This window comes from Streptomyces sp. CB02366, from assembly GCF_001905905.1.
Lineage (GTDB): Bacteria > Actinomycetota > Actinomycetes > Streptomycetales > Streptomycetaceae > Streptomyces.
Genome location: NZ_LIVT01000005.1, coordinates 322,808 through 348,424, shown reverse-complemented (window position 1 = coordinate 348,424; position 25,617 = coordinate 322,808). Strand labels below are relative to the sequence as shown.

24 protein-coding genes are annotated in these 25,617 nt (G+C 72.0%); 1 reads left to right on the top strand and 23 read right to left on the bottom strand.

The features are described 5' to 3' along the window. Positions 1-44: 44 nt before the first annotated feature. The 11 genes from rpoZ to pyrR form a co-directional block, all read right to left on the bottom strand. Complete coding sequence (rpoZ, locus tag AMK24_RS18620) at positions 45-317, bottom strand: DNA-directed RNA polymerase subunit omega (protein WP_003970369.1); 273 nt, start codon at positions 315-317, stop codon at positions 45-47. A gap of 64 nt (positions 318-381) precedes the next feature. Further along, complete coding sequence (gene gmk, locus AMK24_RS18615) at positions 382-975, bottom strand: guanylate kinase (protein WP_073769896.1); 594 nt, start codon at positions 973-975, stop codon at positions 382-384. 38 nt (positions 976-1,013) lie between these two features. Continuing rightward, positions 1,014-1,337 carry an integration host factor gene (locus AMK24_RS18610; RefSeq protein WP_003970367.1) on the bottom strand — a complete coding sequence of 108 codons (324 nt, stop codon included), beginning with the start codon at positions 1,335-1,337 and terminating at the stop codon, positions 1,014-1,016. A 236-nt stretch (positions 1,338-1,573) separates the two neighbouring features. Continuing rightward, on the bottom strand, positions 1,574-2,419 hold the full coding sequence (gene pyrF, locus AMK24_RS18605) for an orotidine-5'-phosphate decarboxylase (RefSeq protein ID WP_073769895.1): 846 nt from the start codon (positions 2,417-2,419) through the stop codon (positions 1,574-1,576). Then, positions 2,416-3,528 carry a quinone-dependent dihydroorotate dehydrogenase gene (locus AMK24_RS18600; RefSeq protein ID WP_073769894.1) on the bottom strand — a complete coding sequence of 371 codons (1,113 nt, stop codon included), beginning with the start codon at positions 3,526-3,528 and terminating at the stop codon, positions 2,416-2,418. Before AMK24_RS18600 ends, pyrF begins: the two co-directional genes overlap by 4 nt. Positions 3,529-3,828: 300 nt before the next feature. Then, entirely contained in the window at positions 3,829-7,137 is a 3,309-nt protein-coding gene (gene carB / locus AMK24_RS18595; protein ID WP_073769893.1) for a carbamoyl-phosphate synthase large subunit, read from the bottom strand. Next, the gene (gene carA / locus AMK24_RS18590) at positions 7,130-8,269 is read right to left on the bottom strand and encodes a glutamine-hydrolyzing carbamoyl-phosphate synthase small subunit (RefSeq protein ID WP_073769892.1); all 1,140 of its coding nucleotides are present in this window, start codon (positions 8,267-8,269) and stop codon (positions 7,130-7,132) included. Before carA ends, carB begins: the two co-directional genes overlap by 8 nt. Further along, positions 8,266-8,874 (bottom strand): PH-like domain-containing protein, encoded by a 609-nt coding sequence (locus AMK24_RS18585; protein WP_073769891.1) that lies wholly within the window; start codon positions 8,872-8,874, stop codon positions 8,266-8,268. The genes carA and AMK24_RS18585 overlap by 4 nt, the downstream gene beginning before the upstream one ends. Then, the gene (locus AMK24_RS18580) at positions 8,871-10,157 is read right to left on the bottom strand and encodes a dihydroorotase (protein ID WP_073769890.1); all 1,287 of its coding nucleotides are present in this window, start codon (positions 10,155-10,157) and stop codon (positions 8,871-8,873) included. Before AMK24_RS18580 ends, AMK24_RS18585 begins: the two co-directional genes overlap by 4 nt. A 2-nt stretch (positions 10,158-10,159) precedes the next feature. Beyond that, complete coding sequence (locus AMK24_RS18575; RefSeq protein WP_073769889.1) at positions 10,160-11,146, bottom strand: aspartate carbamoyltransferase catalytic subunit; 987 nt, start codon at positions 11,144-11,146, stop codon at positions 10,160-10,162. A 94-nt stretch (positions 11,147-11,240) separates the two neighbouring features. Continuing rightward, on the bottom strand, positions 11,241-11,825 hold the full coding sequence (gene pyrR, locus AMK24_RS18570; RefSeq protein WP_073769888.1) for a bifunctional pyr operon transcriptional regulator/uracil phosphoribosyltransferase PyrR: 585 nt from the start codon (positions 11,823-11,825) through the stop codon (positions 11,241-11,243). A gap of 222 nt (positions 11,826-12,047) precedes the next feature. Between pyrR and bldD the strand changes: the two genes are divergently transcribed. Then, a complete protein-coding gene (gene bldD / locus AMK24_RS18565; protein WP_006123181.1) occupies positions 12,048-12,548 on the top strand; it encodes a transcriptional regulator BldD in 501 nt (166 codons plus the stop codon). Between the two features lie 171 nt (positions 12,549-12,719). On the opposite strand, the gene nusB is transcribed toward bldD, so the two are convergent. The 12 genes from nusB to AMK24_RS18500 all read right to left on the bottom strand — a co-directional run bounded on the left by nusB (position 12,720) and on the right by AMK24_RS18500 (position 25,612). After that, positions 12,720-13,151, bottom strand: a complete 432-nt coding sequence (nusB, locus tag AMK24_RS18560; protein WP_073769887.1) for a transcription antitermination factor NusB — start codon at positions 13,149-13,151, stop codon at positions 12,720-12,722. Positions 13,152-13,153: 2 nt separating this feature from the next. Beyond that, positions 13,154-13,720 carry an elongation factor P gene (gene efp / locus AMK24_RS18555; RefSeq protein WP_073769886.1) on the bottom strand — a complete coding sequence of 189 codons (567 nt, stop codon included), beginning with the start codon at positions 13,718-13,720 and terminating at the stop codon, positions 13,154-13,156. A 50-nt stretch (positions 13,721-13,770) separates the two neighbouring features. Then, on the bottom strand, positions 13,771-14,877 hold the full coding sequence (locus tag AMK24_RS18550) for a M24 family metallopeptidase (protein ID WP_073769885.1): 1,107 nt from the start codon (positions 14,875-14,877) through the stop codon (positions 13,771-13,773). Positions 14,878-14,972: 95 nt separating this feature from the next. Next, complete coding sequence (locus AMK24_RS18545) at positions 14,973-15,875, bottom strand: Pro-rich N-terminal domain-containing protein (protein ID WP_073769884.1); 903 nt, start codon at positions 15,873-15,875, stop codon at positions 14,973-14,975. Between the two features lie 141 nt (positions 15,876-16,016). Next, positions 16,017-16,457: a type II 3-dehydroquinate dehydratase gene (gene aroQ / locus AMK24_RS18540; RefSeq protein ID WP_073769883.1), complete on the bottom strand. Its 441-nt coding sequence runs from the start codon at positions 16,455-16,457 to the stop codon at positions 16,017-16,019. Further along, entirely contained in the window at positions 16,454-18,091 is a 1,638-nt protein-coding gene (gene aroB, locus AMK24_RS18535; RefSeq protein ID WP_073769882.1) for a 3-dehydroquinate synthase, read from the bottom strand. The genes aroQ and aroB overlap by 4 nt, the downstream gene beginning before the upstream one ends. Beyond that, a complete protein-coding gene (gene aroC / locus AMK24_RS18530; protein ID WP_073769881.1) occupies positions 18,088-19,272 on the bottom strand; it encodes a chorismate synthase in 1,185 nt (394 codons plus the stop codon). The genes aroB and aroC overlap by 4 nt, the downstream gene beginning before the upstream one ends. Before the next feature lie 146 nt (positions 19,273-19,418). After that, entirely contained in the window at positions 19,419-20,246 is an 828-nt protein-coding gene (locus AMK24_RS18525; RefSeq protein ID WP_073769880.1) for a shikimate dehydrogenase, read from the bottom strand. After that, positions 20,243-22,015 carry an endolytic transglycosylase MltG gene (mltG, locus tag AMK24_RS18520; RefSeq protein WP_073769879.1) on the bottom strand — a complete coding sequence of 591 codons (1,773 nt, stop codon included), beginning with the start codon at positions 22,013-22,015 and terminating at the stop codon, positions 20,243-20,245. Before mltG ends, AMK24_RS18525 begins: the two co-directional genes overlap by 4 nt. A 101-nt stretch (positions 22,016-22,116) precedes the next feature. Continuing rightward, positions 22,117-22,590 carry a Holliday junction resolvase RuvX gene (gene ruvX / locus AMK24_RS18510; RefSeq protein WP_199876455.1) on the bottom strand — a complete coding sequence of 158 codons (474 nt, stop codon included), beginning with the start codon at positions 22,588-22,590 and terminating at the stop codon, positions 22,117-22,119. Positions 22,591-22,598: 8 nt separating this feature from the next. Further along, a complete protein-coding gene (gene alaS, locus AMK24_RS18505; protein WP_073769877.1) occupies positions 22,599-25,268 on the bottom strand; it encodes an alanine--tRNA ligase in 2,670 nt (889 codons plus the stop codon). After that, a complete protein-coding gene (locus tag AMK24_RS18500; protein WP_073769876.1) occupies positions 25,268-25,612 on the bottom strand; it encodes a DUF6167 family protein in 345 nt (114 codons plus the stop codon). Before AMK24_RS18500 ends, alaS begins: the two co-directional genes overlap by 1 nt. Positions 25,613-25,617 lie beyond the last annotated feature (5 nt).

Sequence of the window (25,617 nt, the reverse complement as noted above, 5' to 3'; positions counted from 1 at the left end):
CGGGCCGCCGGGCCTGGGGTGGGAGTGCGGTGGTGCTGACGCGCTTACTGCGCGGGGCCCTCGATGGCCTCGGAGGTCAGCAGACCGGCGTTGATCTCGCGGAGCGCGATCGACAGCGGCTTCTCGTGCACGTGGGTGTCGACGAGCGGACCGACGTACTCGAGGAGGCCTTCACCGAGCTGCGAGTAGTACGCGTTGATCTGGCGGGCGCGCTTGGCCGCGTAGATCACCAGGCTGTACTTCGAGTCGGTGGCCTCGAGGAGCTCATCAATCGGCGGGTTGATGATGCCCTCGGGCGTGGTGATGGAAGAGGACACTCTCTGCCTTCCGAAGGGGGTGTAGATCAAAGACCAAGGAGATCGGGGAACGACCGCGCGAGATCTAGGCCTGAAGCATCAAGGCTAGCAGCTCGCGTGCGACATCCTCGACGGAGGTGTTGACGAGCGTCGTGTCGAACTCCGCCTCGGCGGCCAGTTCGACCTTCGCGGCGGCCAGCCGGCGCTCGATGACCTCGGGGGCCTCGGTGCCGCGGCCGGTGAGCCGGCGCACCAGCTCCTCCCAGCTCGGCGGGGCCAGGAAGACCAGGCGCGCGTCGGCCATCGACTGGCGGACCAGGCGCGCGCCCTGGAGGTCGATCTCCAGGAGGACCGGCTCGCCGGCCTCCAGGCGGTCCAGCACGGCGCGGCGCGGCGTGCCGTAGCGGTTGCCCGCGAACTCGGCCCACTCCAGCAGCTCGCCGTTGGCGATGAGCTTGTCGAACTCCTCGTCGTCCACGAAGAAGTAGTGAACGCCGTCGCGCTCCCCGGGGCGCGGCTTGCGCGTCGTCGCCGACACGGAGAGCCAGACCTCGGGGTGCACGGAGCGCATATGGGCGACGACCGTGCTCTTGCCGACCCCGGAGGGGCCGGAGAGCACGGTCAGCCGCGGACGTACGTCCGGGGGTACGGGGGACGTCCCCCGGGATGTTGCAGCCATGGGGCGATTATCCAGGTTCTCAGGGGTGCCTGAGAACGTCAGGCGGGGCTGCCGCCGAACTCACGCTCCAGGGATGCGATCTGGTTGGAGCCAAGACCCCTGACCCGGCGGCTCTCGGAGATGCCGAGCCGCTCCATGATCTGCTTGGCGCGGACCTTGCCGACGCCGGGCAGGGACTCCAGCAGTGCGGAGACCTTCATCTTCCCGATGACGTCGTTCTCCTGGCCCTGCTTGATGACCTCGTGGAGGGAGGCGCCGGAGTGCTTGAGTCGATTCTTGACCTCGGCCCGCTCCCGGCGAGCCGCGGCGGCCTTTTCGAGCGCGGCTGCGCGCTGTTCAGGGGTAAGGGGCGGAAGAGCCACGCCTACGTCACCTCGGATGTCGATCTGTCGGATACGGACCGGCGGGAAGCTGGACGCCCCCACCAGGTGAGCGGAGAACACACTGTGCTCGGCCGCTCTCGACGGAGACTAGCGCCCAGGGCCGCCGTAGTCAGCGAGAACAGACGAAAAGTCCTGGTCAGCTGTGGCCGACCAGGACTTTTCCGGCATAACGACCAGGTTTCCCGTCAGTAATTCGTCAACGCGCTGTAAACATGTCAGGGTCGGCTGCCGGACACGGCGTCGCGGACCTCGTCCGCGAACCGTTCGGCCGCTTCGCGCAGCCCGGACACGTCCGGGCCGTGGCGGAGCACGCCCCGGCTCACGCTGGGCACCACGTTGCCCACCGCGTCGCCGAACACCGCCGGGAGGTCCGCGGGGGTCGCGCCCTGCGCCCCGATGCCGGGCGCGAGCAGCGGACCGTTGACCGCCAGGTTCACCCCGGCGTCGCCGAGCGTCGCGCCGACCACCGCGCCGACCGAGCCGAGCGGGGCGGCCCCGGCGTTCTCGGCGGCCATGTGGTCGAGCATCAGCTGGGCGAGCGAGCGGCCGTCGGCGGCGGCGGCCCGCTGGACCTCGGCGCCCTCCGGGTTGGAGGTGAGGGCGAGGACGAAGACGCCCGCGCCCGAGGCGGCGGCGGCGTCCAGCGCCGGGCGCAGCGAGCCGAAGCCCAGGTACGGCGAGACGGTGACCGCGTCCGAGAAGAGCGGGGAGTCCTCGTCCAGGTAGGCCGCCGCGTACGCGCCCATGGTGGACCCGATGTCGCCGCGCTTGGCGTCCATCAGGACGAGCGCGCCGGCCGCACGCGCCTCCTCGACGGCCTTCTCCAGGACGGCGACGCCGCGCGAGCCGAAGCGCTCGAAGAACGCGGACTGCGGTTTGAGGACGGCGACCCGGTCGGCCAGCGCCTCCACCACGGTCCGGGTGAAGCGCTCCAGGCCGGCGATGTCGTCGTCCAGCCCCCAGGAGGTGAGCAGGGAGGCGTGCGGGTCGATGCCGACGCAGAGCGGCCCGCGGGTGTCCATGGCGTGGCGCAGACGGGCGCCGAAGGGTGCGAGGGTCACGGGGCGGCCTTCTTCCGGGTCTCGGCGCCGACGGCCTCGGCGAGGGTGGCGTACGGGGAGGCGGCGAGCCGGGCGGCGAGCCCCTTGTGGATCGCGCGGGCGTAGCAGGGCCCCTCGTAGACGAAGGCGCTGTAGCCCTGGACGAGGGTGGCCCCGGCGAGGATGCGCTGCCAGGCGTCCTCGGCGTTCTCGACGCCCCCGACGCCGACGAGCGTGATCCGGTCCCCCACGCGGGCGTACAGGCGGCTCAGGACGGCCAGCGAGCGCTCCTTGAGGGGCGCGCCGGAGAGTCCGCCGGTCTCGCCCACCAGCTCCGGGGCGGACTTCAGGCCCAGGCCGTCGCGGGCGATGGTGGTGTTGGTGGCGATGATGCCGTCCAGGCCCAGCTCCACGGCGAGGTCGGCGACCGCGTCGACGTCCTCGTCCGCGAGGTCCGGGGCGATCTTGACGAGCAGCGGGACGCGCCGGGTGGTGACGGTGCGGTCGGCGGCCTCGCGGACGGCGGTGAGCAGCGGGCGCAGCGACTCGGTGGCCTGGAGGTTGCGCAGGCCGGGGGTGTTGGGCGAGGAGACGTTGACGACCAGGTAGTCGGCGTGGGCGGCCAGCCGCTCGGTGGACTTCACGTAGTCGGCGGCGGCCTCGGCCTCGGGGACGGCCTTGGTCTTGCCGATGTTGACGCCGACGGTGGTGCGGAACACCGGGTTGCGGGCGGCGAGGCGGGCGGCGACGGCGGCGGAGCCCTCGTTGTTGAAGCCCATGCGGTTGATCAGGGCACGGTCGGCGACGAGCCGGAAGAGGCGCTTCTTGGGGTTGCCGGGCTGCGGTTCGCCGGTGACGGTGCCGATCTCGATGTGGTCGAAGCCGAGCATCGCCATGCCGTCGATCGCGACGGCGTTCTTGTCGAAGCCCGCGGCGAGCCCGAAGGGGCCGTGCATCCGCAGGCCGAGGGCCTCGGTGCGCAGTTCCTCGTAACGGGGCGCGAGGGCGGCGGCGACGTAGGTGCGCAGGACGGGGACGCGGGCGGCGAGGCGGATCCAGCGGAAGGCGGCGTAGTGGGCCCGCTCGGGGTCCATCCGCCGGAAGACGAGCCGGAAGAAGAGCTGGTACATGGGGAGGTGTCCTCGGGTGCGGGGTGGCTCGGGGGTGCTCGCGGAGAGGGGGACACCGTTTCCGGTGTCCCCCTGCTGGGCGGCTGGGGCGTGTTGCGAAAGTCCCGCCTGCTCGGCGACGCCCTAGGGCGTGTTGCGAAAGTCCCGCCTGCTCGGCGACGCCCGGCACGCACGCTCGCCGCGTTGTCGGGACCACCCCGATACCACCAGTATCGGGGCGGCCCTCCGCCTTGCGATCGCACGCACCGGACGCCGCCGAGCCCGCCCTCCGGGCGGACGACGCTACTTTCGAAACACGCCCTAGTCGCGGGCCGCGGTCAGCCGCTCGGCGTGTTCCTGGAGGGAACGGACCCCCACGTCGCCGTGGTTGAGGGCGTCGATGCCCTGGACGGCGGCGGCGAGCGCCTGGACCGTGGTCAGGCACGGTACGGAGCGGGAGACGGCCGCGGTGCGGATCTCGTAGCCGTCGAGCCGGCCGCCGGTGCCGTACGGCGTATTGACGATGAGGTCGACCTCGCCGTCGTGGATGTGCTGGACGATGGTCTTCTCACCGTTCGGTCCGGGGCCCTCGGACTGCTTGCGCACGACGGTGGCGTTGATGCCGTTGCGCTTGAGGACCTCGGCGGTGCCGGAGGTGGCCATCAGCTCGAAGCCGTGGGCGACCAGCTCCCGGGCCGGGAAGATCATCGAGCGCTTGTCCCGGTTGGCGACCGAGATGAACGCGCGGCCCGAGGTGGGCAGCGGGCCGTAGGCTCCGGCCTGCGACTTGGCGTACGCCGTGCCGAAGACCGAGTCGATGCCCATGACCTCGCCGGTGGAGCGCATCTCCGGGCCGAGGACCGTGTCGACGCCCCGGCCGTGGATGTCGCGGAAGCGCGACCACGGCATCACGGCCTCCTTGACGGAGATCGGCGCGTCCAGCGGCAGGGTGCCGCCGTCGCCGGTCCTCGGCAGCAGGCCCTCCTCGCGCAGCTCGGCGATGGTCGCGCCCAGCGAGATGCGGGCGGCGGCCTTGGCGAGCGGTACGGCGGTCGCCTTCGAGGTGAAGGGGACCGTGCGCGAGGCGCGCGGGTTGGCCTCCAGGACGTAGAGGATGTCGCCGGAGAGCGCGAACTGGATGTTGATCAGCCCGAGCACGCCGACGCCCTTGGCGATGGACTCGGTGGAGGCGCGCAGCCGCTTGACGTCGAAGCCGCCGAGGGTGATCGGGGGCAGGGCGCAGGCCGAGTCGCCGGAGTGGATGCCGGCCTCCTCGATGTGCTCCATGACTCCGCCGAGGTAGAGCTCGCGGCCGTCGTAGAGGGCGTCCACATCGATCTCGATGGCGTCGTCGAGGAAGCGGTCGACCAGGACCGGCCGGGTGGGGCTGATCTCGGTGGACTCGGAGATGTACGACGCCAGGCGGGTCTCGTCGTACACGATCTCCATGCCGCGGCCGCCCAGCACGTAGGACGGGCGTACGAGGACGGGGTAGCCGATCTCGTCGGCGATGGCCTTGGCCTCGCCGAAGGTGGTGGCGGTGCCGTGCTTGGGCGCGGGCAGTCCGGCCTCGGCCAGGACCCGGCCGAAGGCGCCGCGGTCCTCGGCGGCGTGGATGGCCTCCGGGGAGGTGCCGACGACGGGGACGCCGTTGTCCTTGAGCGCCTGGGCGAGGCCGAGCGGGGTCTGGCCGCCGAGCTGCACGACGACGCCGGCGATCGGGCCGGCCAGCGATTCGGCGTGCACGATCTCCAGGACGTCCTCCAGGGTGAGGGGCTCGAAGTAGAGCCGGTCGGAGGTGTCGTAGTCGGTGGAGACGGTCTCGGGGTTGCAGTTGACCATGACGGTCTCGTAGCCGGCGTCGCTCAGGGCGAAGGAGGCGTGCACGCAGGAGTAGTCGAACTCGATGCCCTGGCCGATGCGGTTGGGGCCCGAGCCGAGGATGATGACGGCCGGCTTGGTGCGGGGCGCGACCTCGCTCTCCTCGTCGTAGGAGGAGTAGAAGTACGGCGTCCTCGCGGCGAACTCGGCGGCGCAGGTGTCGACCGTCTTGTAGACCGGGCGGATGCCGAGTGCGTGCCGGACCTCGCGGACGACGTCCTCGCGCAGCCCGCGGATCTCGCCGATCTGGGCGTCGGAGAAGCCGTGCCGCTTGGCCTCGGCGATCAGGTCGGCGTCCAGGCGTTCGGCGGAGGCCAGCTCGTCGGCGATCTCCTTGATCAGGAAGAGCTGGTCGACGAACCAGGGGTCGATCTTCGTGGCGTCGAAGACCTCCTCCTGGGTGGCTCCGGCGCGGATGGCCCGCATGACGGTGTTGATGCGGCCGTCGGTCGGGCGGACCGCCTCGGCCAGCAGCTCGGCCTTGTCGCCGACCGGGCCGGTGAAGGCGAACTGCGAGCCCTTCTTCTCCAGCGAGCGCAGGGCCTTCTGGAGGGCCTCGGTGAAGTTCCGGCCGATCGCCATGGCCTCGCCCACCGACTTCATGGTGGTGGTGAGGGTGGAGTCGGCGGAGGGGAACTTCTCGAAGGCGAACCGCGGGGCCTTGACGACGACGTAGTCGAGGGTCGGCTCGAAGGAGGCCGGCGTCTTCTCGGTGATGTCGTTGGGGATCTCGTCCAGGGTGTAGCCCACGGCCAGCTTGGCGGCGATCTTGGCGATCGGGAAGCCGGTGGCCTTGGAAGCGAGCGCCGAGGAGCGGGAGACGCGCGGGTTCATCTCGATGACGATGACCCGGCCGTCGGCGGGGTCGATGGCGAACTGGATGTTGCAGCCGCCGGTGTCGACGCCGACCTCGCGGATGATGGCGATGCCGACGTCGCGCAGCCGCTGGTACTCGCGGTCGGTGAGCGTCATGGCCGGGGCGACGGTGATGGAGTCGCCGGTGTGGACGCCCATCGGGTCGAAGTTCTCGATGGAGCAGACGACCACGACGTTGTCGTTCTTGTCGCGCATCAGCTCCAGCTCGTACTCCTTCCAGCCGAGGATGGACTCCTCCAGGAGGACCTCGGTGGTCGGGGAGAGCGTGAGGCCCTGTCCGGCGATGCGGCGCAGCTCCTCCTCGTCGTGGGCGAAGCCGGAGCCGGCGCCGCCCATGGTGAAGGAGGGGCGGACGACGACGGGGTAGCCGCCGAGGGTGTCGACGCCGGCGAGGACGTCGTCCATGGAGTGGCAGATGACCGAGCGGGCGGACTCGCCGTAGCCGATCTTCTCCTTGACGGCCTCGACGACGCCCTTGAAGAGGTCGCGGTCCTCGCCCTTGTTGATCGCCTCGACGTTGGCGCCGATCAGTTCGACGCCGTACTTCTCCAGGACGCCGTTCTCGTGCATGGAGATCGCGGTGTTCAGCGCGGTCTGGCCGCCGAGGGTGGGCAGGAGGGCGTCGGGGCGCTCCTTGGCGATGATCTTCTCGACGAACTCGGGGGTGATCGGCTCGACGTAGGTGGCGTCGGCGATCTCCGGGTCGGTCATGATCGTCGCCGGGTTGGAGTTCACCAGGATGACGCGCAGGCCCTCGGCCTTCAGGACGCGGCAGGCCTGGGTGCCGGAGTAGTCGAACTCGGCGGCCTGGCCGATGACGATCGGACCGGAGCCGATGACCAGGACGGACTGGATATCGGAGCGCTTAGGCACGCTGGTCCTCCATCAGGGATACGAAGCGGTCGAAGAGGTAGGCGGCGTCGTGCGGGCCGGCGGCGGCCTCGGGGTGGTACTGGACGCTGAAGGCCGGCCGGTCCAGGAGCTGGAGGCCCTCGACCACCTGGTCGTTCAGGCAGACGTGGGAGACCTCGGCGCGGCCGAACTCGGTGTCGGAGACCTTGTCCAGCGGGGCGTCCACGGCGAAGCCGTGGTTGTGCGCGGTGACCTCGACCTTGCCGGTGGTGCGGTCCTGCACCGGCTGGTTGATGCCGCGGTGGCCGTACTTCAGCTTGTAGGTGCCGAAGCCGAGCGCGCGGCCGAGGATCTGGTTGCCGAAGCAGATGCCGAAGAGCGGCGTGGAGCGCTCCAGGACGCCGCGCATGAGGGCGACCGGGTGGTCGGCGGTGGAGGGGTCGCCGGGGCCGTTGGAGAAGAAGACGCCGTCCGGCTCCACCGCGTACACCTCCTCCAGGGTGGCGGTGGCGGGCAGCACGTGGACCTCGATGCCGCGCTCGGCCATCCGGTGCGGGGTCATGCCCTTGATGCCGAGGTCGATCGCGGCGACGGTGAACTTCTTCGCGCCGATCGCGGGGACGACGTAGCTCTCCTTGGTGGCGACCTCGGCGGAGAGGTCGGCGCCGGTCATCTCGGGGGCCTGGCGGACCTTGGCGAGCAGCGTGCCCTCGTCGGGGATCGCCTCGCCGGAGAAGATCCCGACGCGCATGGCGCCGCGCTCGCGCAGGTGGCGGGTGAGGGCGCGGGTGTCGACGCCGCTGATGCCGACGACGCCCTGGGCCGCCAGCTCCTCGTCGAGCGTGCGCCGCGAGCGCCAGTTGGAGGGCTTGCGGGCGGGGTCGCGGACGACGTAGCCGGAGACCCAGATGCGGGCGGACTCGGGGTCCTCGTCGTTGACGCCGGTGTTGCCGACGTGCGGGGCCGTCATGACGACGACCTGGCGGTGGTACGAGGGGTCGGTCAGCGTCTCCTGGTAGCCGGTCATGCCGGTGGAGAACACCGCCTCGCCGAAGGTCTCCCCCACGGCCCCGTAGGCGCGGCCGCGGAAGGCGCGGCCGTCCTCCAGGACGAGTACGGCAGGGGTGCGGGCCCCCCGGGTGGAGATCGTCATCGTGCGGTGCCTTCCGTAGTGGTGCTGGTGAGTTCCGTGGCGGCCGGGGCGCCGGCGAGCCGGCCGATCGCGTCGACCCAGGCCTGGTGCTCGGCGGCGCGGTCGGAGCGGAAGCCGGAGTCGATCAGCGTCCCGCCGTGCGCCCAGGTGATGATCAGCAGGCCGCCCTCGGGGAGGACCTTGCCCGCGAGCGCCTTGTCGAGGCGGGCCTCGCGCAGGGCGTCGGCCGGGACGAAGAAGTCGGCGGCCCCGGGGCGCTCGACGCGCAGGCCGCGGGCGGTGAGCGTCAGCTCGGTACGGCTGCGGGCGCCCAGCCCGTGGGCGACGATCCGGTCGAGCCACTGCCCGGCGGTGGTGGAGGCGTGGTAGCGCCCCCGGAGCGTCAGCAGCGGCTCGTCGGAGGCGAAGTCCTCGGGGGCCTGGGGCAGCTCCGGCAGACCGGACTGGAGGCTGGCGCGCCATTTCCAGCCCTGGCGCATCAGCCAGTAGACGAGGGCGATGAGGACGAGCAGGCCGATCACCCAGGCGATGCGGGCGGCCCAGTCCGTCACTTCCGCCGACTTCTGCTCGGCGGCCAGGTGGTACAGGGGGGTCAGAGTAGTCACGCGAGCTTCCCGTCGACGACCGTGGCACGGCCCCGCAGGAAGGTGTGGGTGACGCGGCCCGGCAGCTCACGGCCCTTGTAGGGGGTGTTGCGGCTGCGGGACGCGAAGCCCGCGGGGTCCACGGCTCCACGGTATGCCGGATCGACCAGGGTGAGGTTGGCGGGCTCACCCGCCGAGACGGGGCGGCCGTGTCCCTCCAGCCGGCCGATGGCGGCGGGGCGGAAGGACATGCGGTCGGCCACCCCCGCCCAGTCGATCAGGCCGGTGTCCACCATCGTCTGCTGGACGACCGAGAGCGCGGTCTCCAGCCCCACCATGCCCATGGCCGCGGCGGCCCACTCGCAGTCCTTGTCCTCGTGCGGGTGCGGGGCGTGGTCGGTGGCGACGCAGTCGATCGTGCCGTCGGCGAGCGCCTCGCGCAGGGCCAGGACGTCGGCCTCGGTGCGCAGCGGCGGGTTCACCTTGTAGACCGGGTCGTAGGTGCGGACCAGCTCGTCGGTGAGGAGGAGGTGGTGGGGGGTCACCTCGGCGGTGACGTTCCAGCCCTTGGACTTGGCCCAGCGGACGATCTCCACGGAGCCGGCGGTGGAGAGGTGGCAGATGTGGACGCGGGAGCCGACGTGGGCGGCGAGGAGGACGTCGCGGGCGATGATCGATTCCTCGGCTACGGCGGGCCAGCCGCCGAGCCCGAGTTCCGCGGAGACGACGCCCTCGTTCATCTGGGCGCCCTCGGTGAGGCGCGGCTCCTGGGCGTGCTGGGCGACGACGCCGTCGAAGGCCTTCACGTACTCCAGGGCGCGGCGCATGATCACCGCGTCGTCGACGCACTTGCCGTCGTCGGAGAAGACCTTCACCCCGGCGGCGGAGTCGTGCATCGCGCCGAGTTCGGCGAGTTGCTTGCCCTCCAGGCCCACGGTGACGGCGCCGACGGGCTGGACGTCGCAGTAGCCGGACTCCCTGCCGAGCCGCCAGACCTGCTCGACGACGCCGGCGGTGTCGGCGACGGGGAAGGTGTTGGCCATGGCGTGCACGGCGGTGAAGCCGCCGATGGCGGCGGCCCTGGTGCCGGTGAGGACGGTCTCGGAGTCCTCGCGGCCGGGCTCGCGCAGGTGGGTGTGGAGGTCGACCAGGCCGGGCAGCAGGATCCGGCCCTCGGCTTCGACGACGGTGGCGCCGTCGGCGTCGAGGCCGGTGCCGACCTCGGCGATGGTCTCGCCGTCGATCAGGACGTCCGCGGGCTCGCCGCCGAGGATCCGCGCGCCGCGGATGATGGTCTTGCTCATGGTCACTTGTTCTCCTCGGTACGGGCGGGGGCGGCGGACAGCGCGGTGTCGGAGCCGCCGAGCAGCAGGTAGAGCACGGCCATGCGGATGGAGACGCCGTTGGCGACCTGCTCGACGACGGTGCAGCGGTCGGAGTCGGCCACCTCGGCGGTGATCTCCATACCGCGGACCATCGGGCCGGGGTGCATGACGACGGCGTGCTCGGGCATCCTCGCCATCCGCTCGCCGTCCAGGCCGTAGCGGCGGGAGTACTCGCGCTCGGTCGGGAAGTAGGCGGCGTTCATCCTCTCGCGCTGCACACGCAGCATCATCACCGCGTCGGACGTCGCCAGCACGTCGTCGAGGCTGTAGCTGACCTCGCAGGGCCACTGCTCGACGCCCACGGGCACCAGGGTGGGCGGGGCCACCAGGGTGACGTGCGCGCCGAGGGTGGTGAGGAGGTGGACGTTGGAGCGGGCGACGCGGCTGTGCAGGATGTCGCCGACGATCGTGATGCGGCGGCCTTCGAGGTCGCGGCCGAGTCCGGCGTCGGCCCCGACGAGGCGGCGGCGCACGGTGAAGGCGTCCAGCAGGGCCTGGGTGGGGTGCTCGTGGGTGCCGTCCCCGGCGTTGACCACGGCCCCGTCGATCCAGCCGGAGGTGGCGAGCCGGTAGGGGGCGCCGGAGGCGCCGTGCCGGATGACGACGGCGTCGGCGCCCATCGCCTCCAGGGTCAGCGCGGTGTCCTTCAGGGACTCGCCCTTGGAGACCGAGGAGCCCTTGGCGGAGAAGTTGATGACGTCGGCGGAGAGCCGTTTGGCGGCCGCCTCGAAGGAGATCCGGGTACGGGTCGAGTCCTCGAAGAAGAGGTTGACGACGGTACGGCCGCGCAGGGTGGGGAGCTTCTTGATCGGCCGGTCCGCGACCCGGGCCATCTCCTCGGCGGTGTCGAGGATCAGGACGGCGTCGTCGCGGGTGAGGTCGGCGGCCGAGATGAGGTGGCGCTTCATCTGGGGTACTCCGGGGGGCTGGAGGGAGTTTCAGGCATGCGGGCGCACGGGAGCCGCCGTACGGCCCCCGAAAGGGCGTACGGGAGGGTTCGGGCTACCGCGGGTCCGCGGGGGCGGTCTGCTTGACGCCGAGCAGCACGGCGTCGCGGCCGTCCTCCTCGGCGAGCTGGACCTTGACCGTCTCCCGCAGCGACGTGGGGAGGTTCTTGCCGACGTAGTCCGCGCGGATCGGGAGTTCGCGGTGGCCGCGGTCGACGAGGACCGCGAGCTGCACCGCCCGGGGGCGGCCGATGTCCCCGAGCGCGTCGAGGGCGGCCCGGATGGTGCGGCCGGAGAAGAGCACGTCGTCGACCAGGACGACCAGGCCGCCCTCGATCCCCTCGCCGGGGATGTCGGTGCGGGCCAGGGCACGCGCCGGGCGGAGCCGCAGGTCGTCGCGGTACATGGTGATGTCGAGCGATCCGACCGGCGTCTTCCGGCCGGTGATCTGCTCCAGCTTGTCGGCCAGCCGGCGGGCGAGGAAGACCCCCCGCGTCGGGATGCCGAGGAGCACCACGTCGTCGGCGCCCTTGGCGCGTTCGACGATCTCGTGGGCGATACGGGTCAGGACACGGGCGATGTCGGGGGCCTCGAGAACGGGGCGCGCCGCGTTGCCGGTGCCGTCGTGCTGTGCGTCCATGGGAACGGACCTCCTTCTCCGCCTCACGGGACGGATCGTTAAAGGACGTCGAAATTGCGTCATCCACGCTACCAGGGCTTGCACCCGGCCCTGACACCGCCCCCGGGAGGCCGCCGGTCCGGACCATTCGGCTTGACGCATCCAAGTAACGCTGCGTAACCTCACAGTGAGTTACCAGCCACGCGGCGGAGCCGCACACTGTTCCAGCGTCCGGGGAGCCATATGTCCAGCGAATACGCAAAACAGCTCGGGGCCAAACTCCGTGCCATCCGCACCCAGCAGGGCCTCTCCCTCCACGGCGTGGAGGAGAAGTCCCAGGGTCGCTGGAAGGCCGTCGTGGTCGGCTCGTACGAGCGCGGCGACCGTGCCGTGACCGTGCAGCGCCTCGCCGAGCTGGCGGATTTCTACGGGGTTCCGGTGCAGGAGCTGCTGCCCGGCACGACGCCGGGCGGAGCCGCCGAGCCGCCGCCGAAGCTCGTCCTGGACCTGGAGCGCCTCGCCCACGTCCCGCCGGAGAAGGCCGGTCCGCTGCAGCGCTACGCGGCGACCATCCAGAGCCAGCGCGGTGACTACAACGGCAAGGTGCTCTCGATCCGCCAGGACGACCTGCGCACCCTCGCCGTGATCTACGACCAGTCGCCGTCCGTGCTGACGGAGCAGCTCATCAGCTGGGGCGTGCTGGACGCGGACGCGCGCCGCGCGGTCTCCCACGACGAGAGCTGAGCGGGCGGGGGGAGCCCCGTCGCAGAAACGTGCCGCCGGACGGGCGGGGCCTTCGGGCCCCGCCCGTCCGGCGTTCTCGTACCCGCCCGCCCCCGGTTCGGCCGCACAGCCCGAAGGGCCCGCGGATCGACCGCGGGCCCTTCGGTGCGTGCGCGACCGAACCGTCGCCCCCTAGGGGGCCCGGCGGAGGTTCGGCTTGAGGTCCTTGAAACGGGCCAGCAGGCCGTTCACGAAGGACGGGGAGTCGTCGGTGGAGAACTCCTTGGCGAGCTGGACGGCCTCGTCGATCACCACGGCGTCCGGGGTCTCGTCCAGCCAGATCAGCTCGTACGCGCCGAGCCGCAGGATGTTCCGGTCGACGACCGGCATGCGGTCGATCTCCCAGTCCACGGCGTAGGTGACGATGAGGTCGTCGATCCGGTCCGCGTACTGCGCGTACCCCTCGACCAGCTCCATCGTGAATTCACCGACCGGCGGCTGACGGTCGTCGGTCCGCGAGAGCCGAACCCAGTCCGCGAGCACGGTCTGCACGGACTCACCGCGCTGGTCGGCCTCGAAGAGGATCTGGAAGGCGCGCTTGCGGGCCTTGTTCCGGGCGGCCACGGTTAGCTGTTCACCCGGCCGAGGTAGTCGCCCGTGCGGGTGTCGACCTTGATCTTCTCGCCGGTGCTGATGAAGAGCGGCACGCCGATCTCGTAACCGGTCTCCAGGGTGGCGGGCTTGGTGCCGCCGGTGGAGCGGTCGCCCTGCACGCCGGGGTCGGTGTGCTGGATCGTCAGCTCGACGGCCGCGGGCAGCTCGACGTAGAGCACCTCGCCCTCGTGCTGCGCGACGGAGGCGGTGAAGCCCTCGATCAGGAAGTTGGCGGCGTCGCCGACGGCCTTGCGGTCGACCATGAGCTGGTCGTACGTGTCCATGTCCATGAAGACGAAGTACTCGCCGTCCATGTACGAGAACTGCATGTCCCGCCGGTCGATGGTGGCCGTCTCGACCTTCACGCCGGCGTTGAACGTCTTGTCGACGACCTTCCCGGAGAGCACGTTCTTGAGCTTGGTGCGCACGAAGGCAGGGCCCTTGCCGGGCTTGACGTGCTGGAACTCGACGACGGACCAGAGCTGGCCTCCGTCGAGCTTGAGCACCATGCCGTTCTTGAGGTCGTTCGTGGAAGCCACGGTTGCGGAATCTCCTGGGCTGAAGCTGGTGGAACGACCGAGGATCCGCGCTAGAGCGCGAGCAGCTCCTTGGTCGTCATGGTGAGTAGCTCGGGTCCGCCGTCCGCCTCGGGGCGCACGACGAGCGTGTCATCGATCCGGACACCGCCCCGGCCCGGGAGGTGGACCCCCGGTCCGACGGTGACCGGCACACAAGCGTCCAGTTTACCCATGGCTGCCGGTGCCAGTTGCGGGTCCTCCTCGATTTCGAGCCCCACCCCGTGCCCGGTCCTCGGCTGGAGGCTCTCCGCGTACCCCGCCGTCTCCAACGGCTGGCGGGCCGCGCGGTCCACCTCCCGGTAGGCGGCGCCCGGCGCCAGCGCCTCCCGGCCGGCCCGTTGAGCGGCGAAAACAAGGTCGTACAGCTCGATCTGCCACTCGGCGGGGGCGGTGCCGATGACGAAGGTCCGGCCGATCTCGCAGCGGTAGCCGCGGTAGCTCGCGCCGAGCCGGACGGAGAGGAAATCCCCCTCCTCCACCCTGCGGTCCGAGGGCCGGTGGCGCCCCTGGCCGGAGTTGGGGCCGGTGCCCACGCAGGTGGCGAAGGCGGGTCCGTCCGCGCCGTGGTCGACCAGGCGGCGTTCCAGTTCGAGGGCGAGGTGCCGCTCGGTGCGGCCGACCAGGATCGATTCGAGGAGTTCGCCGAGGGCCTGGTCGGTGATCTCGGCGGCGATCCGGAGGCAGCCGATCTCCTCCTCGTCCTTCACGATCCGCTGCTGCTCCACGGTGAAGCCCAGATCGGCCAGTCTCAGGCGCGGAGCGGCCCGCTCCATGGCGCGGTGCCGGGCCACGGTCAGGTCGTGCTCCTCGACGGCGAGCGACTCCACCCCCGAGGCGGCGGCGAGGCCCGCCGCGGCGACCACCGGGTCGCCGTCCGGCGGGGGCAGCAGATCGACCCTGAGCGCTTCGTCGGGCCGCCCGTGGGCTGACTCCCCGGCCGGGGCGCGGGGGCAGAGCAGAACGTCCTCCCCGGCGCCGAGCAGCAGCACGGCGCCGGGGGGCGCTCCGCCCGCCAGGTAGCGGACGTTGGCGGGGCGGGAGACCAGGGCGGCCGCGGAGCCCGCGGCGGCGCACCGGTCCCGGAGCAGCCCGCGTCGGACGGCGTGCACCTCAGACATGGTCCGAGCGTACGAGCGGGGGCGGCGGGCCGCCCGGCGGGCGCATCCGACCGGGGCACCGCGGGCGGCGGGCCGGGACCGGCGGGCCCGGGCGGCTACCAGGCGGGCGGGCTCGCGATGGAACGGGCCAGCACGTCGTCCAGGACGCGGGCGGTGGTCTCGACGTCGTAGGTGGAGTTGTCGATGATCGGGAGGCCGGAGCCGTACCAGCCGGCCATCCTGCCGTGGATGCGGGCGACCTCCTCGTCGGAGAGCCGGCGGTTGCCGCTGCGCGCCGCGTTGCGTTCCAGGACGATCTCCAGGCCGGGCAGCAGGACCACGGGCAGCAGGCCGGGGCCCACATGGCGCTTCCAGCCGCCGAGGCCGACGACCGGGCGGTCGGGGAAGACGGCGTCGTCGAGGATGCAGGAGATGCCGTTGGCGAGGAAGTTGCGGGCGGCGAAGCCGCAGGTGCGGCGGGCCAGCCGGTACTGCGCCTCGGAGTGGTCGTTCCAGCCGGCCTGCGGGTCGGCGAAGCCGGAGCGGACCCACTCGCGCACGTCGTCGAGGGAGACGTGGGCCGTGGGCACCCGGCGGCGGGCCGCCCAGAGCTTGGCGACGGTGGTCTTGCCCGCCCCGGCCGGGCCGATGAGCAGGACGGCGAGCGTCGCGCCCCCGGTGCCGGCCTCGGCGGGCGGCGCGGGCAGCGGAACGGGTCCGCCCGGAGGCAGCTGGACGTGTCCGGTGGGGCCTGCGGCCTCCCTGGCGGGAGGCGTGGGGCCGGTGCCGCTCCAGCCGGCGCCGGGGGGCCGGCCGTGCGCGGGGGGCGGCTGCTGAACGTGGCCGGGAGGCGGGGCCTGGCCGTGCGGAGGCGGGGCCTGGCCGGGGGCCGGGTGCGGCGGCGGGGGTATCGGGGGCGGCCCGGGGTGGCCGGGGTGCTGGGCCTGGTACGGCCGTCCGACGTGCCCGATGCCGGGTCCGTGGGGTGGTGGCAGCGGGGCCCCCACTGCGTGCTGCATCCGGTGCCACTCCGTCTCGTAACCGCGACTGACGCTGATGGGAGGGCTACCGTACCTTCCCGGGCCCTCCCGGGGTGAACGGCCCGGGGGGCCGCGACGTGCCCGCCGGCCGCGAAAAGGCCGACGGGCGCCGCCCCGGTGTCAGTCCGTCAGTTCGTCGGCCAGGGCCCGCAGGGCGAGCCGGTAGGAGCCGACGCCGAACCCGGCGACCGTACCCGTGGCCACCGCGGCGACCACGGAGGTGTGCCGGAACTCCTCGCGGGTGTACGGGTTGGAGATGTGCACCTCGATCAGCGGGGCGGTGCGCTGGGCCGCCGCGTCCCGCATGCCGTACGAGTAGTGCGTGAAGGCGCCCGGGTTGAGGACGACCGGGGTCGCGCCGTCCGCCGCCTCGTGGAGCCAGCGGATCAGCTCGCCCTCGTCGTTGGTCTCCCTCACCTCGACGTCGAAGCCGAGCTCCCTGCCGAGAGCCGTGCAGGTCTCGACGAGTCCGGCGTAGGAGGTGGCCCCGTAGACGTCGGGCTCGCGCGAGCCGAGCCGGCCGAGGTTGGGGCCGTTCAGGACGAGGACCCTGCGGGTCACGCGGAGACCTCCCCGTACGCGGCGAGCAGCACGGCCGGGTCGGGGCCCTCCAGGACGGTGGGCTTGCCGATGCCGTCCAGGACGATGAAGCGCAGCAGGTCGCCGCGCGATTTCTTGTCGACCTTCATGTTCTCCAGCAGCTTGGGCCACTGGTCGCCGCGGTAGGCCAGCGGCAGGCCCACCGACTCGAGGACGGTGCGGTGCCGGTCGGCGGTGGCGTCGTCGAGGCGTCCGGCGAGCCGCCCCAGCTCGGCGGCGAAGACCATCCCGATGGAGACCGCCGCGCCGTGGCGCCACTTGTAGCGCTCGTTCTTCTCGATGGCGTGGCCCAGGGTGTGGCCGTAGTTGAGGATCTCGCGCGGGCCCGACTCCTTGAGGTCGCCGGAGACGACTTCGGCCTTGACCCGGATGGACCGCTCGATCAGCTCGGCGGTGTGCGGTCCGGCGGGCGTACGGGCCGCCTCGGGGTCGGCCTCGATCAGGTCGAGGATGACCGGGTCGGCGATGAAGCCCGCCTTGATGACCTCGGCCAGGCCGGAGACGTAGTCGTGGACCGGCAGCGACTCCAGCGCGGCGAGGTCGCACAGGACCCCGGCGGGCGGGTGGAAGGCGCCCACCAGGTTCTTGCCCTCGGCGGTGTTGATGCCGGTCTTGCCGCCGACGGCCGCGTCCACCATGCCGAGCACGGTGGTGGGGATCGCGATCCAGCGGACCCCGCGCAGCCAGGTGGCCGCGACGAACCCGGCGACGTCCGTGGTGGCGCCGCCGCCGATGCCGACGACGACGTCGGTGCGGGTGAAGCCGGTCTGGCCGAGCGCCTTCCAGCAGTAGGCGGCGACCTCGACGGTCTTGGCCTCCTCCGCGTTGGGGAGCTGGATGGCGATGGCCTCGTACCCCTGGCCGGCGAGGTCCTGGCGGACCGCCTCGCCGGTCTCCGCCAGCGCCTCGGGGTGCAGCACGGCGACCCGCCGGGCGCGGTCGCCGATCAGCCGGGGCAGCTCGCCCAGGAGCCGGTGGCCGACCAGGACCTCGTACGGGTCGGAGCCCGCCGAGCCTGCGACCTGGATGCGGGTGGGTTCCTGCAGCGTCATGCCGGTGCTCTCCACGCCGGGGGCGGCTTGGCCCTCCGGCAGTTCCAGTGCGTCGATGATCGCCTGGGCGACCTCTTCGGGGGTGTGCTCGTCGGTGGCGACGACGGTACGGGCGACCTCTTCGTACAGGTGGCGGCGGGCGTCCATCAGCTCGCGCCACTGGCGGCGCGGGTTGACCGCGAGCAGCGGGCGGGCGGTGTTCAGACCGACGCGCCGCACGGCCTCGTCCACGTCCATGGAGAGGTAGACGACCGGGCGGCCGGCCAGCAGCTCCCTGGTCGCCCCGTCCAGCACGGCCCCGCCCCCGAGGGAGAGGACCCCGGTGTGCCCGGCGACGGCCGCGGCGACGGCCCGGCGCTCCAGGGCGCGGAAGTGCTCCTCGCCCTCGTCGTAGAAGATCTCCGCGATCGGCTTGCCGGCCTCGGCGACGACGTCTGCGTCGGTGTCCCGGTAGGTGGCGCCGAGCCGGGCGGCGAGCAGTTCGCCCACCGTGGACTTGCCGACGCCCATCGGGCCGACGAGGACGACCAGGGGCCCGCTCATCGGATCTGGAGGTGGTCGAGGTACGACTGCACGTTGCGACGGGTTTCGGCCACGCTGTCGCCGCCGAACTTCTCCGCGACGGCGTCGGCCAGGACCAGGGCGACCATCGCCTCCGCGACGATGCCCGCCGCCGGGACGGCGCAGACGTCGGAGCGCTGGTGGTGGGCCTTGGTGGCCTCGCCGGTGGTGACGTCCACGGTGGCGAGCGCGCGCGGCACGGTGGCGATGGGCTTCATGGCTGCGCGCACGCGCAGCAGCTCACCGGTGGTCAGGCCGCCCTCGGTGCCGCCGGAGCGGCCCGAGGTGCGCTTGATGCCCTCGTCGGTGGCGACGATCTCGTCGTGCGCCTGGGAGCCGGGGACCCGGGCCAGTTCGAAGCCGTCGCCGACCTCGACGCCCTTGATGGCCTGGATGCCCATGAGCGCGGCGGCGAGCCGGGCGTCCAGCCGCCGGTCCCAGTGCACGTGCGAGCCGAGCCCGACCGGCACGCCGTACGCCAGCACCTCGACGACGCCGCCGAGGGTGTCGCCGTCCTTGTGAGCCTGGTCGATCTCGGCCACCATCGCCTTGGACGCGTCCGCGTCCAGGCAGCGGACCGGGTCGGCGTCCAGCTTCTCCACGTCGCCGGGGACCGGGACGATGCCGTACGGCGCCTTGGCGGCGGCCAGCTCGACGACATGGCTGACGATCTCGATGCCCGCGGTCTCCTTGAGGTAGGAGCGGGCGACGGCCCCGAGGGCGACGCGCGCGGCGGTCTCCCGGGCGCTGGCGCGCTCCAGGACCGGCCGGGCCTCGTCGAAGCCGTACTTCTGCATTCCCGCGAGGTCGGCGTGGCCGGGGCGGGGGCGGGTCAGCGGGGCGTTGCGAGCGAGCTGGGACAGCTCCTCGGGGTCGACCGGGTCGGCCGACATGACCTGCTCCCACTTGGGCCACTCGGTGTTGCCCACCATGACGGCGACCGGGGAGCCCATGGTGAGGCCGTGCCGTACGCCGCCGAGGAAGGTGACCTCGTCCTGCTCGAACTTCATCCGCGCACCGCGGCCGTAACCGAGCCGTCGCCGGGCCAGCGCCTCCGCCACCATCTCCGTGGTGACCGGGACGCCGGCGGGAAGACCCTCCAGCGTCGCCACCAGTGCGGGGCCGTGCGACTCCCCCGCCGTCAGCCAGCGCAACCTGCTCAACGGTGCTCCTCTTGCTCGCGCCTGAAATCCAACGGCGCCACCGGGTGCGCGGCCCTGGCCCGCCGCCTCCGATCCTCCCACGACCGGGGGCGCGGTCCGGCCGCCGGTCCAGCAGACGGACGGGGCGGTCGCGGCGGGCGGTCCCCTCAGCGGGCCGCGAGCGCCGCTTCCCCGGCCTGCCGCATGGCGGCCAGCGGGGCCGGCGTCCGGCCCGTCATCTGCTCGACCTGGAGCAGGGCCTGGTGCACGAGGAGGTCGAGACCGCCGACCACCGCCCCGCCCCGCGCGGACCAGGCGGCGGCGAGAGGGGTGGGCCACGGCTCGTAGAGCACGTCGAAGAGGATGCCCGGGGCGCCGGGCACGGCACGGGCGAGGACGTCGGTGGCGCCGGCCGGGGTGGTGGCGATGACCAGCGGCGCGCCGAGGGCGTCGGCCGCGTCCCTCCAGTCGGCGGTCCCGACCTCGACCCCCAGCCGCTCGCCCCAGCCCCGCATCTCGGCGGCGCGCTCGGGGCTGCGCACATACGCCGTGACCGGTCCGGCGCAGACGACGGCGAGCGCGGCGAGGGCGGAGGAGGCGGTGGCGCCGGCGCCGAGGACGGCGGCGGACTCCACCTTGTCGACGCCGCGTTCCCGCAGGGCGGCGACCATGCCGGGGATGTCCGTGTTGTCGCCGACCCGGCGGCCGTCGTCGGTGAACACGACCGTGTTGACGGCCTCCACGGAGGCGGCCGTCGCACTGACCTCGTCCAGCAGCGGGATGACCGCCCGCTTGAGCGGCATGGTCAGGGACAGCCCCGCCCAGGAGGGGTCCAGCCCCTCGACGAACCCGGGCAGCGCCGCCTCGTCGATCTCGAACCGGTCGTAGGACCAGTCGTCCAGGCCGAGCGCGGTGTAGGCGGCGCGGTGCAGGACCGGGGAGAGGGAGTGGTCGATGGGCGAGCCGAGGACGGCGGCCCGGCGCGGCTCGCTCACTGGCCGGACTTCCCTTCCTCGTACTCCCGCCGGTTCCTCTCGTGCTCCTCGTTGGTCTCGGCGAAGACGGTCTTGTCCTCGTTGATCGAGACGAAGTAGTACCAGGGCCCCGGCGCGGGGTTCATCGCCGAGTGCAGGGCGTCCGCGCCCGGGTTGCTGATCGGGCCGGAGGGAAGACCGATGATCTTGTACGTGTTGTACGGGTCGTCGATCTTCCGCAGCTCGTCGACGGCGCCGATGTCCAGCGTGCTCTGACCCTTGATGTAGTTGACCGTGGAGTCGAATTCCAGCCGGCCCACCGTCTCCATGTTGCCCGGCTTCAGGCGGTTGTAGACGACGCGTGCGACCTTGTCGAAGTCGTGCTTGTACTTGCCCTCGACCTGCACGAGGCTCGCGACCGTGATGAGCTCCCACGGACTTTCCAGGCCGAGCTTCTTCGCACTGCCCTCCAGGTCGAGCTTGCCGTACTCCTTGTTCGCCCGCGCGACCATCCGCTTCAGCGCGTCCTCGGGCTTGGAGCCCTTGGCGACCGGGTAGGCCGCCGGGTAGAGGAAGCCTTCCAGCGGGTCCTTCACGTCCGGGTCGTCGTCGGCCCAGTCGGGCAGGCCCAGCGACTCCGCCTTGGTCTTGGCGATCTTCGCGGTGGTGCCCTTCTCCAGCCCCAGCCGTTTGTCGATCGCGGCGTAGACGGTGACGTTACGCGTGCCCTCCGGGATCACGTACGCGTTCTGGCTCTTCGGGTCGAGCATGAGCGTGATCGCGCCGGCCGCCGACATCTCCTTCTTCAGGAGGTAGACCCCGGCCTGGAGCGACTTGCCCTTCGGGTTGTCGTTCTGCGCCGCGACGAACGCGTCGGAGGACTTGATGACGCCCTTCTTGCGCAGGATGTTGGCGATGTCGTAGCCGAAGGCCCCTTCGGGGATCTCGACCTCGACCTGGCCGGTGCCCGGCCCCGCGTAGTCGGCCGGGGCTCCGAACTGCTTCTGCCAGAAGGTGTAGCCGACGTATCCGATGCCGCCGACGCCGCCCACCAGGACGACGGAGACCACCAGGCAGGCGACGCCGCTGCGGCTCTTCTTCTTGCCCTTGCCGCCCCGGCGCTCGTTGCCTCCGCGGTCCCGGCGCGAGGAGCGCGACCCGTCGTCGTCGGGGCCGTCGTCCTCGTCACGCGGCTCGCGGCCGGCCGGTTCGTCCGCACCGGTGAAGAAGGGGTGCGTCTCCTGCTGCGGCTCGTCCGGATCCCAGTCCGTCGAGGACTGTGGCTCCCGCTGTTCGGCGGGGGTCTCCCGGCGGCCCGGGGGCTGCGGCGGGGGGTACGCCTCGGGCGTGCCGTAGTAGTCCTGCGGGGCGTCGTAACCGCCGGCCTGCTGTGCGTACGGGTCGTGGGGATCGGCCCCGTACGGCATGGCGGCCTGCTGCCCGGAGTCCCAGCCGCCGTTGTACTGCGGCGGGGGCGCCGGCTGCTGGGCATACGGGTCGTGCTGGGGCGTTCCGTACTGCTGGTGGTGGGGCGGCTGCTGCCCGTACTGCTGGTACTGCTGGTCGTACGACTGCTGCGCGTACTGCTGGTTCTGGTGCTGGGGCGCGTGCTGTTGGTTCTGGTGCTGCTGGGCGTACGGGTCGTGCGGGTAGGACTGCTGCTGGTCGCCGTACTGGCCCTGGCCCTGGCCGTCGTGGGCGGCCTGGCGGCCTCCCCACCCCTGGTCCCCGTACAAGGGGTCTTCGGGATGCCACGGTTCGGAGCCGGGGCCCCGGCCATACTCAGTCATCGATCCCCTAGAGCCGCGAGACGCCGTTCCGTCTCTTCGCTTAGCCGAGCGGTGATGTGTTCGAGCACCGCCGCATCGCGCGGAACGTTACCGTATCGCGATCAGACAACCACTTCGACGCCCTCGCCGGGGGGGTTGCCTGACGCCCGTTCGGACTCCAGAGCGTTCTGAAGGATGACCACAGCGGCAGCCTGGTCGATGACAGAACGGCCTTTCCTGGACTTCACGCCCGAGGCGCGCATCCCCTGGGCGGCCGTCACTGTGGTCATCCTCTCGTCCACCAACCGCACCGGAACGGGCGCGATCGAGCGGGCGAACTCCTGGGCGAAGGCCCGGACCTTGGCCGCCGCGGGGCCCTCGCCCCCGCCGAGCGAACGCGGCAGGCCGAGGACGACCTCGATCGGCTCGTACTCCTCGACGAGTGCGCGGAGCCGCCGGTGGGCGGCCGGGACGTCGCGTCCCGGCACGGTCTCCACCGGCGTGGCCAGGATCCCGTCGGGGTCGCACGAGGCGACCCCGATCCGGGCGTCCCCGACGTCGACGGCGAGCCGCCGGCCTCGGCGCATCCGCGTCATCCCGCTCGTCACGCCGTCTCGGTGACGAGGCGTTCGACCGCGGCGACGGCGTCCCCGATGGCGGCCGGGTTCGTGCCGCCGCCCTGGGCCACGTCCGGCTTGCCGCCGCCACCGCCGCCGAGGGTCTTGGCGGCGGTGCGCACGAGGTCGCCGGCCTTGAGACCGCGCCCGCGGGCGGCCTCGTTGGTGGCGATGACGGTGAGCGGGCGCCCGTTGGCGGTGGTGAACAGCGCCACGACGGCCGGGCGGTCGCCCTGGATGCGGCCGCGGACGTCCAGGACCAGCTTGCGCAGGTCGTCGGCGGAGGTGCCGTCGGGGACCTGGCCGGTGACCAGGGCGACGCCGCGGACGTCCTTGGCGGAATCGACCAGACCGGCGGCGGCCGCGAGGACCTTCTCCGCGCGGAACTTCTCGATCTCCTTCTCGGCGTCCTTCAGCTTGCCGAGCATGCCCGCGATCTTCTCGGGAAGCTCCTCGGGGCGGCCCTTGACCAGCTCCTGGAGCTGGGCGACGACCGTGTGCTCCTTGGCGAGGAAGTTGTACGCGTCCACCCCGACCAGGGCTTCGATACGGCGCACGCCGGAGCCGATGGAGGACTCTCCCAGCAGCTTCACCAGACCCAGCTGGGCGGTGTTGTGGACGTGGGTGCCGCCGCACAGCTCCTTGGAGAAGTCGCCGATGGTGACGACGCGGACCCGCTCGCCGTACTTCTCGCCGAACTCGGCGATGGCGCCCTGCTTCTTGGCCTCGTCGATCGACATGACCTCGGCCTGGACGTCGAGCTCCCGCGAGAGGACCTCGTTGATCCGCTGCTCCACGTCGGTGAGGACCGTGCCGGGGACGGCGGCGGGCGAGCCGAAGTCGAAGCGGAAGCGGCCCGGCGAGTTCTCCGAGCCGGCCTGGGCGGCCGTCGGGCCGAGCGCGTCGCGCAGCGCCTGGTGCGTGAGGTGCGTGGCGCTGTGGGCGCGGGCGATGGCGCGGCGGCGGGTGGCGTCGATCGAGGCGAAGACGGGGGCCCCGACCGTCACCTCCCCGACCTGGACGACGCCCTTGTGGACGTGGACGCCCGGGACCGGCTTCTGGACGTCGCGGACCTCGATCACGGCCCCGGTGTCGAGCCGGATGCGGCCGGTGTCGGCGAGCTGGCCGCCGCCCTCGGCGTAGAAGGGGGTGCGGTCGAGGACGACCTCGACCTCGTCGCCCTCGAGGGCGGCGGGCGAGGGCACGCCGTCGACCAGCAGGCCGACGATGGTGGACTCGCCGGCCACGCTGGTGTAGCCGGTGAACTCGGTGGCGCCGGAGGTGTCGGCGACCTCGCGGTAGGCGGACAGGTCGGCGTGGCCGGTCTTCTTGGCGCGGGCGTCGGCCTTGGCCTTGTCGCGCTGTTCCTGCATGAGGCGGCGGAAGCCGTCCTCGTCCACGGAGAGCCCCTGCTCGGCGGCCATCTCCAGGGTCAGGTCGATCGGGAAGCCCCACGTGTCGTGGAGCAGGAACGCCTTGTCCCCGGCGAGGACCTTGCCGCCGGCGGCCTTGGTCTCGGTGACCGCGGTTTCCAGGATGTTGGTGCCGCCCTTGAGGGCCTTGAGGAAGGCGGCCTCCTCGGCCAGCGCGACCGTCTCGATGCGCTTGCGGTCGGTGATCAGCTCCGGGTACTGGAGGCCCATGGTGTCGATCACGACGTCGATCAGGTCCTTGACGACCGTGCCGGTGGCGCCCAGGAGGCGCATGTTGCGGATGGCGCGGCGCATGATGCGGCGCAGCACGTAGCCGCGGCCCTCGTTGCCGGGGGTGACGCCGTCGCCGATGAGCATCACCGACGTGCGGATGTGGTCGGCGACGACGCGGAGCGAGACGTCCGTGGACTGCTCGGCGCCGTAGCGGACGCCCGTCAGCTCGGTGGCCTTGTCCATGACGACGCGCAGGGTGTCGGTCTCGTACATGTTCTGCACGCCCTGCAGGATCATCGCGAGGCGTTCGAGGCCGAGGCCGGTGTCGATGTTCTTCGACGGCAGGTCCCCGAGGATCGGGAAGTCCTCCTTGCCGTCGCCGGCGCCGCGCTCGTACTGCATGAAGACCAGGTTCCAGATCTCCACGTAGCGCTCGTCGTTGACGGCCGGGCCGCCCTCGACGCCGAACTCGGGGCCGCGGTCGTAGTTGATCTCGGAGCAGGGGCCGCAGGGGCCGGGGACGCCCATGGACCAGAAGTTGTCCTTCTTGCCCAGGCGCTGGATGCGCTCCGCGGGGACACCGATCTTGTCGCGCCAGATGGACTCGGCCTCGTCGTCGTCCAGGTAGACGGTGATCCAGAGCTTCTCGGGGTCGAGGCCGTAGCCGCCGTCCTCCACCGAGCTGGTCAGGGCCTCCCAGGCGAGCTTGATGGCCCCTTCCTTGAAGTAGTCCCCGAAGGAGAAGTTGCCGCACATCTGGAAGAAGGTGCCGTGGCGGGTGGTCTTGCCGACCTCTTCGATGTCCGGCGTGCGCACGCACTTCTGCACGCTGGTGACGCGCGGGGCGGGCGGCTTGACCTCGCCGAGGAAGTACGGCTTGAAGGGGACCATGCCGGCGGGGACCAGCAGCAGAGTCGGGTCGTCCGCGATGAGCGACGCCGAAGGCACGGCGGTGTGACCGCGCTCCTCGAAGAAGCTCAGCCAGCGGCGGCGAATTTCGGCCGACTCCATCAGTGGTCCTCATTCCGGTTGTTCGAGTTGGAGGGGAGGGTGCGGGACGGGGCGTCCGCGGGCGGTCCGGCCGCCTCGACGGCCCAGTGCCGCTGTACGGGAAGGTCCTGGTCGACGGGGGCCTGAAGGCCCAGCGCGCCGCCCAGTTCGGCTTCGCGCCGGACCATGCCCTCCCGTACGTCGAGGGCGAAGTCCTTGAGGCGGTGACCGGTCTCGATCGCCTTGTCCGCGGCCTGCGCCGCGAGGCTCTCCGGGGTCAGCTGCTTGAGCTTGCGGTTGACCTTGGCGGTGGCCCACACGCCGGCGGCCGCGCCGGCGGTGAACCAGAAAGTGCGGCGGAACATCGCTC

Coding starts and splice junctions, on each gene's coding strand:
- carA (WP_073769892.1), bottom strand. CDS start 8,269: ATGACGATCTCCACCCGGGGGGCCCGCACCCCTGCCGTACTCGTCCTG.
- ruvX (WP_199876455.1), bottom strand. CDS start 22,590: ATGACGCGGATGCGCCGAGGCCGGCGGCTCGCCGTCGACGTCGGGGAC.
- AMK24_RS18580 (WP_073769890.1), bottom strand. CDS start 10,157: ATGAGCAAGACCATCATCCGCGGCGCGCGGATCCTCGGCGGCGAGCCC.
- bldD (WP_006123181.1), top strand. CDS start 12,048: ATGTCCAGCGAATACGCAAAACAGCTCGGGGCCAAACTCCGTGCCATC.
- alaS (WP_073769877.1), bottom strand. CDS start 25,268: ATGGAGTCGGCCGAAATTCGCCGCCGCTGGCTGAGCTTCTTCGAGGAG.
- pyrR (WP_073769888.1), bottom strand. CDS start 11,825: ATGGACGCACAGCACGACGGCACCGGCAACGCGGCGCGCCCCGTTCTC.
- mltG (WP_073769879.1), bottom strand. CDS start 22,015: ATGACTGAGTATGGCCGGGGCCCCGGCTCCGAACCGTGGCATCCCGAA.
- AMK24_RS18600 (WP_073769894.1), bottom strand. CDS start 3,528: ATGTACCAGCTCTTCTTCCGGCTCGTCTTCCGGCGGATGGACCCCGAG.
- AMK24_RS18545 (WP_073769884.1), bottom strand. CDS start 15,875: ATGCAGCACGCAGTGGGGGCCCCGCTGCCACCACCCCACGGACCCGGC.
- AMK24_RS18500 (WP_073769876.1), bottom strand. CDS start 25,612: ATGTTCCGCCGCACTTTCTGGTTCACCGCCGGCGCGGCCGCCGGCGTG.
- AMK24_RS18575 (WP_073769889.1), bottom strand. CDS start 11,146: ATGAAGCGCCACCTCATCTCGGCCGCCGACCTCACCCGCGACGACGCC.
- gmk (WP_073769896.1), bottom strand. CDS start 975: ATGGCTGCAACATCCCGGGGGACGTCCCCCGTACCCCCGGACGTACGT.
- AMK24_RS18550 (WP_073769885.1), bottom strand. CDS start 14,877: ATGTCTGAGGTGCACGCCGTCCGACGCGGGCTGCTCCGGGACCGGTGC.
- aroB (WP_073769882.1), bottom strand. CDS start 18,091: ATGAGCGGGCCCCTGGTCGTCCTCGTCGGCCCGATGGGCGTCGGCAAG.